General features: G+C 72.6%; 13 protein-coding genes. 3 read left to right on the forward strand and 10 right to left on the reverse strand.

The annotated features are described in order from the left end of the window. Positions 1 to 24: 24 nt before the first annotated feature. Together ACS3YM_RS15705 and ACS3YM_RS15710 are read right to left on the reverse strand one after the other, a co-directional pair. Entirely contained in the window at positions 25 to 1950 is a 1926-nt protein-coding gene (locus ACS3YM_RS15705) for a S8 family serine peptidase (RefSeq protein ID WP_439937365.1), read from the reverse strand. A gap of 281 nt (positions 1951 to 2231) precedes the next feature. Then, a complete protein-coding gene (locus ACS3YM_RS15710; protein ID WP_439937366.1) occupies positions 2232 to 2507 on the reverse strand; it encodes a hypothetical protein in 276 nt (91 codons plus the stop codon). Between the two features lie 300 nt (positions 2508 to 2807). On the opposite strand from ACS3YM_RS15710, the gene ACS3YM_RS15715 reads away from it, so the two are divergent. Continuing rightward, a complete protein-coding gene (locus ACS3YM_RS15715; protein ID WP_439937367.1) occupies positions 2808 to 3593 on the forward strand; it encodes a pentapeptide repeat-containing protein in 786 nt (261 codons plus the stop codon). On the opposite strand, the gene ACS3YM_RS15720 is transcribed toward ACS3YM_RS15715, so the two are convergent. Then, positions 3594 to 4271 carry a hypothetical protein gene (locus ACS3YM_RS15720; RefSeq protein WP_439937368.1) on the reverse strand — a complete coding sequence of 226 codons (678 nt, stop codon included), beginning with the start codon at positions 4269 to 4271 and terminating at the stop codon, positions 3594 to 3596. 86 nt (positions 4272 to 4357) lie between these two features. Between ACS3YM_RS15720 and ACS3YM_RS15725 the strand changes: the two genes are divergently transcribed. After that, positions 4358 to 5125 (forward strand): lysophospholipid acyltransferase family protein, encoded by a 768-nt coding sequence (locus ACS3YM_RS15725; protein ID WP_439937369.1) that lies wholly within the window; start codon positions 4358 to 4360, stop codon positions 5123 to 5125. A 6-nt stretch (positions 5126 to 5131) separates the two neighbouring features. Here the strand turns inward: ACS3YM_RS15725 and ACS3YM_RS15730 are convergent, their stop codons facing one another. The 7 genes from ACS3YM_RS15730 to ACS3YM_RS15760 all read right to left on the reverse strand — a co-directional run bounded on the left by ACS3YM_RS15730 (position 5132) and on the right by ACS3YM_RS15760 (position 11198). Beyond that, the gene (locus ACS3YM_RS15730; protein ID WP_439937370.1) at positions 5132 to 5392 is read right to left on the reverse strand and encodes a hypothetical protein; all 261 of its coding nucleotides are present in this window, start codon (positions 5390 to 5392) and stop codon (positions 5132 to 5134) included. 65 nt (positions 5393 to 5457) lie between these two features. After that, positions 5458 to 5925 (reverse strand): SRPBCC domain-containing protein, encoded by a 468-nt coding sequence (locus ACS3YM_RS15735; RefSeq protein ID WP_439937371.1) that lies wholly within the window; start codon positions 5923 to 5925, stop codon positions 5458 to 5460. 3 nt (positions 5926 to 5928) lie between these two features. After that, complete coding sequence (locus tag ACS3YM_RS15740; protein ID WP_439937372.1) at positions 5929 to 6360, reverse strand: heat shock protein transcriptional repressor HspR; 432 nt, start codon at positions 6358 to 6360, stop codon at positions 5929 to 5931. Then, a complete protein-coding gene (gene dnaJ, locus ACS3YM_RS15745; protein ID WP_439937373.1) occupies positions 6357 to 7538 on the reverse strand; it encodes a molecular chaperone DnaJ in 1182 nt (393 codons plus the stop codon). Before dnaJ ends, ACS3YM_RS15740 begins: the two co-directional genes overlap by 4 nt. A gap of 44 nt (positions 7539 to 7582) precedes the next feature. Continuing rightward, entirely contained in the window at positions 7583 to 8239 is a 657-nt protein-coding gene (gene grpE / locus ACS3YM_RS15750; protein WP_439937374.1) for a nucleotide exchange factor GrpE, read from the reverse strand. Next, positions 8236 to 10104: a molecular chaperone DnaK gene (dnaK, locus tag ACS3YM_RS15755; protein WP_439937375.1), complete on the reverse strand. Its 1869-nt coding sequence runs from the start codon at positions 10102 to 10104 to the stop codon at positions 8236 to 8238. Before dnaK ends, grpE begins: the two co-directional genes overlap by 4 nt. 290 nt (positions 10105 to 10394) lie before the next feature. Next, a complete protein-coding gene (locus ACS3YM_RS15760; protein WP_439937376.1) occupies positions 10395 to 11198 on the reverse strand; it encodes a GNAT family N-acetyltransferase in 804 nt (267 codons plus the stop codon). A 137-nt stretch (positions 11199 to 11335) separates the two neighbouring features. Here ACS3YM_RS15760 and ACS3YM_RS15765 point away from each other — a divergent pair, with 137 nt between their 5' ends. Then, positions 11336 to 12046 carry an SGNH/GDSL hydrolase family protein gene (locus ACS3YM_RS15765; protein WP_439937377.1) on the forward strand — a complete coding sequence of 237 codons (711 nt, stop codon included), beginning with the start codon at positions 11336 to 11338 and terminating at the stop codon, positions 12044 to 12046. The last annotated feature ends 175 nt before the right edge of the window (positions 12047 to 12221 follow it).

The raw sequence follows: 12221 nt of genomic DNA on the forward strand, positions 1-12221 counted from the left end.
CCCCTCAACTTCGGGAATTTCCGGTCAGCGCCGGACGGTCACCACGACGGTGTCCGAGGAGGTGCCTCCGCGGCCGTCGTCGACCCGGAGCACGAACGTCCAGGTGCCCACCGCCCGCTTGAGGCCGAGCAGCGCGCCGCTGCCGACGGTCGCCCCTGCGGCGTCGGTCCAGGTGTAGGCGAGCTGGTCTCCGTCGGCGTCGGTCGAGCGGGTCCCGTCCAGGGTGAAGCTGCCCAGTCCCGTCTTGCGGTTGGCGCGCACCGTCAGGTCCGGCCCGGCGTTCGCCACCGGCACCGTGTTCACCGGCGGTGGGGGCGGCTGGCTGGTGCCGGTCGGGCCCTGCGCGACGTCGACGGCGAACGGTCCTCCCTTGCCGTTGTTGGGCGAGCCGGCGAAGGCGAAGAGGCGCAGCACCCAGGTGCCCGCGACGGCGGGACGGACCGCGACGACCTCCTGACGGCCGACACCGCACGTGAGGCCGCTCAGCGGGCACTCGCTGGTCGCGGCGATCGTGCCGTCGGGGCGGCGCAGCTCGACGTCCAGGTCGGGCGAGAACTCCTCGCTCCAGCACGTCCCGAGGACGAACAGCGTGCACGTCAGGGTTCCGTCGACGGCGACGGTGGCGGCCAGCGGCTGACCCAGCGCCTCGGCGGGCACCTCGATCGGCACGTCCACCGAGCCGCCGTTCGGGACCACGCCGGTCACCCGCGACCAGGCCGGGAAGGGAGTGCGGCGAGGAGCCGGCGCGCCGGCGAGCGCGTCCACGAAGGCGCGGACGTCCACCAGCCCGGCCCCCCACTCGTTGTCGGTCCCCGGGGCGCCGGCGTCGAGGGCCGTCGCGGTCAGCGCCGACCGCACCGTCGCGGGGGTGGCCCGCGGGACTGCCTCGAGCCCGAGGGCGACCGCTCCGGCGACGTACGGCGTCGCCATCGAGGTGCCGCTGTAGGTGACGTAGCCCGCCGTGGTCCCGGCCTGGGCGGCCCGCACCGTCACGCCAGGGGCGGTCACGTCGGGCTTCACGCGCCCGTCGACCGTGGGCCCCCGACTGGAGAACGCGGCCAGCCAGATCCCGTCGTCGTGCCGGTCGGTGCCCAGCGGGTTGGAGTGCTCGGCCACCGCCCCGACCGTGATCGCACCGGTGGAGGTGCCGGGCGCGGCGATCGTCCTTGCGCCGTCGCCCGCGTTGCCCGCGGCCACGACGGCCACGTCGCCGCCGGCGACGGCGTTGTTCACGGCCAGGCTCACCACGTCGGTGCCGTCGCCGCCGGCGTCGTCGCCCAGGGACATCGAGAGCACCCGCACGCCCACCTGTGCCGCGCACCACTGGACGCCCGCGACGACCCCGTCGTTCGAGCCGGACCCCGACGAGCTCAGCACCTTGGCAGCCCACAGTCCCGCCGCGGGGGCGACCCCGGCGAAGGTCGCAGCGCTGGTCCCGCCGGCCCCGTCGCCGGCGGCGATCGAGGCGACGTGGGTGCCGTGGCCGTGGTCGTCGTACGCGGTGGTCCGGGTGCCGATGAAGTCCTTGAAGGTGACCGTGCGGGGCGCGATCTGCTCGTGGGCCGGGTCGATGCCGGTGTCGATCACGCAGATGCCGACCCCACTGCCGTCGAGGCCGGGGCGATCGGTCGCGGCGGCCGTCGCACCGAAGTCGCGGCTGGTCCCGTCGTCTGTCGCGCGCACCGTGGTCACCGCCTCCACACGCCGCACGCCGGGGCGCCGGGCCAGGGCGCGGGCCTGGCCGGCGGTCATCGTCGCCGAGAACCCGTCCACCAGCGGGAGCCGGTGCCGGAGGGCGAAGTCGCCGACCGCGTGCCGGGCCTCTGCTGCGCCGAGGCCCGTGACGACCACAGCCAGCCGGTCGCGGGCGGCAGCCGCGCGCAGGCGTTGTTCGAAGGCGTCGTCGACACGGTCGTGGTTGCGGTCACCGTGCGGGACCTTCCGTTGCACCGCGCCCTGGGATCCGGGGCCACCTGACGAAGGGCCGGGCTCCGGGCGTGGAGCCGCGCCGGCCGCGAGTGGCACGGCCGCCAGGGCGACCGCGAGGACGAGTGTGGATACGAACCGGCGACGCTGCATCGCTCGCTCCTGCCCAGAGTCGGCGGACCCGAGACGGACCTCAGCACCGTAGGGCGGTCGCACCCCGGTCAGCAATGACGCGTCTGGGTCATCCTCCAGCACGCAAGAAGTCCCGGACCCGCAACGGGTCCGGGACTTCCTGTGGGTGAAGCTCAGGCCTGCTGGCCCAGCGCGAACTGGATGTTGCCGTCCTCGTCCACGCCTCCGTCCAGCACCATGTCGTCCAGGAGCTCGGAGGCCGCGCCGTCGACGTAGACGGTCGCGCCGTCCTGCTCGACGACCTGGTCGGTCGGTGCAGCCTGGTCGGCCGGGGTGACCGACAGGGACTGCCCGTCGGGCTCGGCCGCGATGCGGACGCCGGACATGGCCGGCACTTCCTCGGTCAGCTGCTTGACGATCTCGGTCACGTTCTCGGTGAGAGCGAGCATGGGCTCTCCAATCCGTGTGGCGAATGTGTCCCCTCCACCATGTCGCGGATGCGCGCGAGGACCAAACTCGGGGCGGCGGCGAGAGCGTCCCCCAAAGTGGATGAAACTTTACCTACCACTTCTTTCATTTCCCGGACAGCCGGGCAGAGTTGATGTATGACCAAGCTCCTCCTCGACAACCGCGTGGTCGCAGGGCTGTTCTTCCTCCTCGTCCTCGTCAACGCGTTCGCGATCCAGAACGGCTGGTACTAGCGCCGTAGGCCCTCATCGGCCTCACCACACCCGTGGCACGATCCACGGATGGCAACACCTGAGCTGGTCTCCGACTGCTCGCAGTGCTTCGGGCTCTGCTGCGTGCTGCTCCCCTTCTCCGCCTCCTCGGGCTTCGGTGTCGACAAGCCGAGCGGCATCCCGTGCCTCAACCTCCTCGACGACGACCGGTGCGGCATCCACGCCACGCTCCGCGAGGACGGCTGGCCGGGGTGCACCGTCTTCGAGTGCTTCGGCGCCGGGCAACAGGTCTCCCGGGTGACGTACGACGGGGTGTCCTGGCGTGAGCAGGACAACCTCGGCGAGATGGCCGCCGTGCTCTCCGTGATGCGGCAGCTGCACGAGATGCTGGTGCACCTCTCGGAGGTCGGACGCCGCTCGCCCGACCCCGCCGCCGAGACGGTCCGCGCGGAGGTCGAGGAGCTCACCGCCGCCTCCCCCGAGGCGCTGCTGACCCTCGACATCGACGACCTCCACACACGCGTCGGGGCGCTGCTCGCCGAGGCCAGCGCCCGCGTACGACGTCGCTGGCCCGCGGCCGACGACCGGTCCCGGCACGACCTCGCCGGGCGCCGGCTGGACGGCGACCACCGGGGCTGGTCGTTCCGCGGCGCCGTGCTGATCCGGGCCGACCTGCGCGAGGCCGACCTGCAGGACGCCGACCTGCTGGGGGCCGACCTGCGCGACGCCGACGTCCGCGGCTGCGACCTGTCGTCAGCCGTCTTCCTGACGCAGCCGCAGGTCAACGCCGCCGTGGGCGACGGCTCGACGGTGCTGCCGGGCGGGCTCTCCCGCCCCGGCCACTGGTCGCGCTGATCAGGACTCCGGAGCCTCGCCGAAGGCGTGACCGGTCCACGGGTTGTCACAGAACAGCACCGACCAGTGGGCGCAGCCGATGGACTCGTCCACCAGCGGCTGCTCGGCGACGAGCACGAGCCAGCGACCCTGCTCGAGCGCGACCCGCTCGCCGGCGAGGGTGCGCGCGTCGTCGGCCGGGCCGAGCTCCCTGAGGCACCACGGCTCGTCGGCCGCGGCGACCCAGTCGACGTACGTCGCCTCGGGTCCCGCGACCACACCCGGGTCGCCGGCCACCCCCAGTGAGCGGCACCCCTGGTAGGCCCACTCGTCGCGGTCGCCCGTCGGGACCAGACGGCGCGCCTCCCCCTCCGACGCCACCCGCCACGCCGTCACGCTGCGGAGCACGCAGACCTCACGATGGTCGATGACGATCCAGCCGCTCTCACCGGTCTCGAATCGACAGGCCTGCTCGATCCACCGTCTCTCCGGCTCACGCGCGACGGAGTCGACCAGCTCGGCCTGCGACTCCTCGGCGCTCGGCAGGATCCGCGGCAGCACCGCAGTGACGTCCTCGGAGACGCGGTGGCGCTGCACGGCGGCCTCCGCGACGGCGGCGAGGTTGACCGCCACGTAGAACAGCAGCAGGAAGGACACCAGACCGCCGAGGACCTTCAGGAAGATCGAGAGAAGTCGCACGGGACCATTTCGAGGGGCAATCCGCCTGCCACGACACGGTCCGCGTACTCAGGTGCGACCCCGCACCCGTCCACCACACTCGCCCCATGGATCCCAGCACGTGGCAGCGTCCCGGTCTCCGGGACGCGCTGCTCTACGCCGTCGCCGCCGGACTCCTCGGTGCCGTCGTCTCGTCCGTCAGCCGGCTCGAGCTCACCCGGCGCTCGGTCCCCGCCGACCGGCTGCCCGAGGGTCCGGTGATCGTCGTCGCCAACCACACGAGCTTCGCCGACGGCATCCTCCTCGCGCTCGTCGGTCGCCGGCTCGGCCGCTCGCTGCGCCTGATGGCCACCGGCGGGGTCTTCCGCAACGGTGTCGTCGGCCCGCTGGTGCGCCGGCTCGGGTTCATCCCCGTGCTCCGCGGCACCGACTCCGCCGCCGGCTCGCTCGACGCGGCCGCCACTGCGCTCGAGGCCGGCGAGGCCGTGGGGCTCTTCCCCGAGGGGCGCATCACCCGCGACCCGCAGCACTGGCCCGAGCGCAGCAAGACCGGCGCCGTCCGCCTCGCGCTGCGCACCGGGGCCCCGGTCGTGCCGGTCGCGCTCGTCGGCGCGCACCGGGTCGTGGGCCGCACCGGCATCCTGGGCCGCCTGCTGCGCAACACCGTGTGGCGCCCGCGCGTGGCCGTGGCGGTGGGTGAGTCCATCGACGTACGCCGCCTGGCCGGGGTCACCGACGACCGCCCGCCCAGCGACGCCACCGTGCGCCGCGTCGCCGACGAGGTGATGGCCGTGCTCGTGGCGCAGGTGGCCGAGCTCCGCGGGGAGCCCGCGCCCCACCCTCTCGGCGTGCCGGAGGACGCCCTCAGCGCGTGAGACCGCTCAGGAGTAGCGGTGGCTCTTCTGCGCGTGGCCGCTCTCGCGGGTGCAGGTGCGCCCGCTCATGTTGCGGTGGCCGCAGAGGTCGTCGGTCGCCGTGCCCGTGGCCTCGACCGCGGGCGTGGCGGCCGCCTGCTGCGCCACGGGTGCAGGCGGCGCGACGGGGGCCTTGGCCTTGGCGGCTGCCGTCTTCGCCGGTGCACTGGCAGCCCGCTTCTGCGCCTCGGCGTACTTGGCCTCACGCATGGCTCGCAGGTTGTCCATCTTGCTCATCGTTCACTCACGCCCTGAACCTACGTGCCGGCTCCGACAACCGGGCGACCAGCCCCTCAGTCGCCGCGGGTGCAGTACGTCGCCAGCTGCGCCAGCGAGGCCTCGAGACCCTGCTGGTGGGCGGCGGCGTCGATGCCCGGCGGGACATCGGTCGCGTCGATGGCCACCCTCGTCCCGCCGTCGCGTGCGGAGAAGGTCCAGGTCATCGTCATCCGTCCCGCGTCGTCGGGGTCGTCGGACTCGAACTCGACGCCCCAGACCACCCGCTCCCCCTCGACCAGCTCGTCGACGGCCACGTGGGTCACGTCGGTGTCGTCGGTGGTCTTGCCGGGAGCGCCGGCCGGGTCAGCGTACGTCAGCGTCATGGTGAAGCCGCCGCCCTCGCGCAGCCGCGCGTCGCTGAGCTCGCCGGCCATGCCGTCCGGCGGGAGCCAGGACGCGAGCGCGTCGGGGTCGACGAACGCGGCGAAGACCTCCTCGGGGGAGGCGGCGACGTCGACGACGGCCCGGTCCAGGCGTGGCACTGCTCAGCTCCTCCGGCGCCAGACGACCATGGACTGCCCGGCCGCCTGGTGCAGCACCGGCAGCTTGTTGGCCGGCACCTGTGCCTGGGACTGGGCGGCAGCGGCGCGCGCCGCCAGCCCACGGCGTACGGCGTCGAGCTCGGCGAGCAGCTCCTCGTTGCGGGCCCGGAGCGCGTCGACCTGAAGCTCGAGCGCCATGATCCGGCGCACGCCCTCGATACCGATCCCGGCGCTGGTCAGGTCGGCGATCCGGCGCAGCCGCTCGAGGTCGCGGTGGGAGTAGCGCCGACCGCCGCCGCCGGTGCGGCCGGGCTCGATCAGCCCCATCCGCTCGTAGGCACGCAGCGTCTGCGGGTGCAGGCCGGTCAGCTCCGCCGCCACGCTGATGACGTAGACGGCGGCGTCCGGGGACGGCGACCCGAATGTGCCGCTCATGACTCGAAGAGTCCTGCACGCAGCGGCTTGCCGGCGGTGGCGGCGCGGTAGGCCTCGAGCGCCTCGCGCGCGGTCTGGTCGAGGTGGGCCGGCACCTGCACCTCGACGGTGGCGAGCAGGTCGCCCTTGGAGCCGTCGCGCTTGGTGGCCCCCTTGCCGCGGACCCGGAAGGTGCGCCCGTTGGGGGTGCCGGGTGGCAGCTTGAGGGTCACCGGGGCGCCCCCCAGCGTCGGGATCTTCACCTCGCCGCCGAGCGCCGCCTCGTCGAAGGAGACGGGCACGTCGATGGTGAGGTTGTCGTCCTTGCGCCCGAAGACGCGGTGCGGGGTGACCCTGACCTTCACGAACAGGTCGCCGGCCGGGCCGCCGTTCTCGCCGGGCGCACCCTTGCCCTTGAGCCGGATCCGCGCGCCGTCCTTGACCCCGGCGGGGATCCGGGCCTGGATGGTGCGCGCGGAGGTGCCGCGCCCGCTGCCGTGGCAGGTCGGGCACGCCTCGTCGTAGACGAGCTGGCGGCCGCCGCAGGCGGGGCAGGTCTCGTTGATCGAGAACGCCCCGCCCGTGCCGGCCACGATGAAGCCCGCGCCCTCGCACTCGGGACAGACGTGCGGCCGGGTGCCCGGCTTGCCGCCCGTGCCCTGGCAGGTGGCACAGGCCGCGTCGGAGGTCAGCCGCAGCGAGACGGTGACCCCGTCGAGGGCATCGGTGAAGCCGATGGTCGCCGTGCTCTCGACGTCGGCACCGCGCCGCGGACGCGGCTGCTGGGTGCGCGCGCGCCCGCCACCGCCCCCGAAGAGGTCGCCGAACATGTCGCCGAGACCACCCGCCCCGCCGCGGTCGCGCAGCAGGTCGTCGAGGTTGAAGCCGCCCCCGCCGAAGCCGGGACCGCCCATGCCGCCGCCCATGCCGGGGCCGAAGCCGCCGCGGGCCTGGAGCGCGCGGAACTCGTCGTACTTGGCGCGCTTGGCCTCGTCACCGACGACGTCGTAAGCCTCCGCGACGGCCTTGAACTTCTCGTGCTTGGCCTCGTTGCCGGGGTTGGAGTCGGGGTGGTTCGCCCGGGCCAGCTTGCGGTAGGCCTTCTTGATGTCGGCCGCACTGGCGTCCTTCTGGACGCCGAGGACCTGGTAGAAGTCCTTCGTCGCCCAGTCGTTGCGGAAGCCTTCTGTCTCAGCCATGGGTGAACCTCCTCTCCGTCGGCTCGGTCATCGAACGGGTGCGCTCAGGCGTCGGCCGGGTCGACCACGAGCACCTGGGCGGCGCGGACGACGCGGTCGCCCATGCGGTAGCCGCCCTTGGCGACGTGCTTGACGGTGGTCACCTCGACCTCCGGGTCGGCCCCGAGGTGGCTCAGCGCCTCGTGGAGGGTCGGGTCGAACGCGTCGCCGGGCTCGCCGAACCGGACCAGGCCGGCCGCGGCCACGACCCGCTCGAGCTGGTCGGCCACCGCCTTGAAGCCGCCCTCGAGCTCGCCGTGCTCCTTGGCGCGGTCGATGGTGTCGAGCACCTCGACCACCGGGGCGAGCGCCTTGTAGGCGGCGCTCTCGGCCACCAGCTGGCGGTCGCGGTCGACGCGCTTGCGGTAGTTGGCGTACTCGGCGGAGAGGCGCTGGAGGTCGTTGGTCAGGTCGGCGAGCGAGCCCTTCATCGCGGCCAGCTCGTCCTCCTCGGTGTCGAGGTCGACCGCGTCGGTGCCTGCCGCGGCGCTCTGGTGCGGGGGCACGTCCGCCTCGACCTCGGTCTCGTTGGCCATCTCGCCCGCAGAGTCACCGAAGCCGCCGGACGGCGCGCCCTCCGGAGAGGGAGCCGCAGTGGGCTCCCCCTCCGTGAGGTCGCTCGCCCCGGGGCCCGGGGTGGGCTCGGCCGGGCGATCGGTCACTTGGACTCACCCTCCGCGTCGCTCGGGCCCTCGGTGGACTCGTCGACGATCTCGGCGTCGACGACGTCGTCGTCGGACTCGCCCGTGGCACCGGTCGTACCGCCCGCGGCGGCCTGCTCGGCCTCGGCGGCGGCGTACATCGCGGCGCCCATCTTCTGGCTGGACTCACCGAGCTTGGTGATGCCGGCCGTGATGTCCTCGGACGACGCGTCCTCCTTCTCGAGGATCGCCTTGAGGGCGTCGACGTCGGCCTGGACCTCGGTCTTCACGTCCTCGGGGAGCTTCTCCGCGTTGTCGGCGAGGAACTTCTCGGTGGTGTAGACGAGCTGGTCGCCCTGGTTGCGGGCCTCGACGGCCTCGCGACGCTTGGCGTCCTCCTCGGCGTACTGCTCGGCCTCCTTGACCATGCGGTCGATCTCGTCCTTGCTGAGCGCGGAGCCACCGGAGATCGTCATCGACTGCTCACGGCCGGACGCCTGGTCCTTGGCCGAGACGTGCACGATGCCGTTGGCGTCGATGTCGAAGGTGACCTCGATCTTCGGCACGCCGCGCGGAGCCGGCGGGAGGCCGGTCAGCTCGAAGTTGCCGAGAGGCTGGTTCTGCGACCACATCTGGCGCTCGCCCTGCGCGACCTTGATCTCCACCGACGGCTGGTTGTCGTCGGCCGTCGTGAAGATCTCCGAGCGCTTGGTCGGGATCGTGGTGTTGCGCTCGATGAGCGTGGTCATCACGCCGCCCTTGGTCTCGATGCCGAGGGAGAGCGGGGTGACGTCGAGGAGCAGCACGTCCTTGACCTCGCCCTTGAGGACGCCGGCCTGGAGCGCGGCGCCGACGGCGACGACCTCGTCGGGGTTGACGCCCTTGTTGGGCTGCTTGCCGCCGAGCAGCTCGGTCACCAGCTCGGTGACCGCCGGCATGCGGGTCGAGCCGCCGACGAGCACGACGTGGTCGATGTCCTTGACCGCGACGCCGCCGTCCTTGAGCACCGACTGGAACGGCGCCTTGGTGCGGTCGAGGAGGTCGGAGGTCATCTTCTGGAACTCGCTGCGGGTCAGCTTCTCCTCGAAGTGCAGCGGGCCGCCCTCACCGTGGGTGATGTAGGGCAGGTGGATCGTGGTCTCGGAGCTGGAGGACAGCTCGATCTTCGCCTTCTCGGCGGCCTCCTGGAGGCGCTGCTTGGCGATCTTGTCGGCGCCGAGGTCGACACCGTTGTTGTCCTTGAACTTCTTGACCATCCACTCGACGACACGGTTGTCCCAGTCGTCGCCACCGAGGTGGTTGTCGCCGGAGGTCGCCTTGACCTCGACGACGCCCTCGCCGATCTCGAGCAGGGACACGTCGAACGTGCCGCCACCGAGGTCGAAGACGAGGATCGTCTGGTCCTCGCCCTTGTCGAGGCCGTAGGCCAGGGCTGCGGCGGTCGGCTCGTTGACGATGCGGCTGACGTTGAGGCCCGCGATCTCGCCGGCCTCCTTGGTCGCCTGGCGCTGCGCGTCGGAGAAGTACGCCGGCACGGTGATGACCGCGTCGGTCACGGTCTCGCCGAGGTAGGCCTCGGCGTCGCGCTTGAGCTTCTGCAGCACGAACGCGCTGATCTGCTGGGGCGTGAAGGCCTTGTCGTCGATGTCGACCTTCCAGTCCTCGCCCATGTGGCGCTTGACGGACCGGATCGTGCGGTCGACGTTGGTGACCGCCTGTCGCTTGGCGACCTCTCCGACGAGCACCTCGCCGGACTTGGTGAAGGCGACGACGGACGGGGTGGTCCGGGCGCCCTCGGCGTTGGCGATGACGGTGGGTTCGCCACCCTCGAGGACGGCGACGACGGAGTTCGTCGTACCGAGGTCGATGCCGACGGCTCGAGCCATGGGGTTTACCTCCTGCGTTGGATCCCTCGTGGGATCGGTGTCTGGCGATGCCTTGAGATGTCAGCCATCCTGCCGCGCTGCGACCGGACTGGCAAAACTCTTGAGTCGATCTCACTCAACTCTGCTCATGGGCTTCAACGCACGGGGGCTGGAGTTGTTCCCGGATCCGCGGACTATTTCCCGACTCGAGCGGACATATGGACGCTTGAGGTAGGCGGTGGCGCGTCATTCCGCGACTCGAGCGGACTTGTGGACGCTCGAGCCCACCCGCGGCCGCCGAGAGGGGGCGGTCAGCGGGTCCAGACGTACGGCGTCGTCGTGGTGACCCGCCGGAGGCCGGAGCGCTCGAGGATCGGGCGCGACATGTCGGTGCAGTCGGAGTGGATGAACCGCACCCCGCGCTGCATGGCGGAGCGGGCGCGCGCGGCGACGAGGGCGCGGTAGATGCCGCGCCCACGGAACTCCGGCAACGTCGAGCCGCCCCAGATCCCGGCGAAGTCAGTGCCCTCGACCGGGGTGAGCCGTCCGCCGCACACGACGCGGTCGCCGACCTCGGCGATCCAGAACTCCGACGCGCCGGACTCCAGCTCGGCGAGCGCGGAAGCCAGGGACGGCCCGCGACCGCCGCCGAAGACGGACTCCTGGGCGGCGAGCATCCGGCTCAGGTCGTCGGCTGCCGCGTCACCCCCGACGATGCGGCGTACGACGACGGGGCCCTCGGCCGTGGGCTCGAGGGGCACGTCGACGACCGCGAGCAGCGACGCCTCGCCGATCATCACCGTCTCGACCGGCTCGGCGACCAGCCCGTGTGCCTCCAGGCGCTCGCCGAGGTCTGCCGGGAGGTCGTGCCCGCGCGACTTCCACTCGAAGCTCTCGACGTCGGTCTCGTCGCGGAAGTGCCGGACGGTGCGGTCGATGAGCTCGTCGAGCGCGTCGCCCTCGATCCCGCCGAGGTCGCGGTAGGAGACGAAGCCGCCGTGGTCGAACACCGCCCACAGCAGCGGTCCTTCGCGCACCACCTCGGCGGCGCGGGCCATCTCGGCGTCGGTGCGCAGCTGGTCGTCGTACGCCGCGCGCAGCTCGTCAGGAGTCACGGCCGTCACCCTAGGCCGGTGCCGACGGTGGTGCCCACGCCATTTCGCACGCCCGGTCCGCGCGGCTGCTACCCCAGGTGGTGGGAATCACCGGCAATCCGCTCCCAGGAGGCCGGTCGAGGCCGCACACTTCTCCCGTGCTCCATCGGGGGATCCTGCGTCGCTCTGCCGTCGCCTCAGGCGTCGTGCTGCTGCTCGCTGCCCTCATGGCGTTCTACGTCGCCGACCGGGCCGGCGCGGACCCCGCCCGGTGCCAGCAGCACCGGGCCGACGCCCGGGAGCGCAGCGCGATCGTCACCGGCGAGGGCGCGCCCGTCCTGGTGATCGGCGACTCCTGGTCGGTCGGCCTGGGCCAGGACGACCTGGCTCGCTCGTGGGCCGCGCGCCTGCCGGGCGAGGTGCACGTCGCGGGATTCTCCGGCTCCGGGTTCAGCGCCCGCGCCAGCACGTGCGGCCGCGTGTCGTTCCACGACCGCGCGCCGACCGCGCTCGCCACACGCCCCCGGCTCGTGGTGGTCGAGGGCGGCCTCAACGACTACGACCAGCCCGCCGCCGCGATCGACCGCGGCTTCCGGGACCTGATGGCCGACCTCGCCGGCCACGACGTGGTGGTGGTCGGTCCCGCCGACGCCCCGTCCCGCTCCCGGGCCGTGCCGCGCGTCGACGCGTTGCTCGCCCGGCTCAGTGCGGCGTACGGCGTCCCGTACGTGCGCACCAGCGACCTCGACCTCGACTACCTCCAGGACAGGCTGCACCTGACCGAGGAGGGCCACCGCGAGTTCGGCGACGCCGTGGCGGAGCGTATCGCTGCCGCCACGCCCGCCCGACCGGCGGTGCTCACGCGCTGAACGCGGTCGCGCCCTGCATCGCGCGACCCTCCGGCTATCGGACGCCAGCGCCCGTCGCTGTCCGCGTCGTGCAACTTCTCGCGTTGCACGAACGTGCAGTTCGCCGTCCATTGACGGCCCCTCCGACGGTTGCGAGTTTGTGCAGTGGTCCGCACCACCCCAATCCATCCTCGGG

Origin of the sequence: Nocardioides sp. N13(2025) (genome assembly GCF_051912545.1) — a bacterium.
GTDB lineage: Bacteria > Actinomycetota > Actinomycetes > Propionibacteriales > Nocardioidaceae > Nocardioides.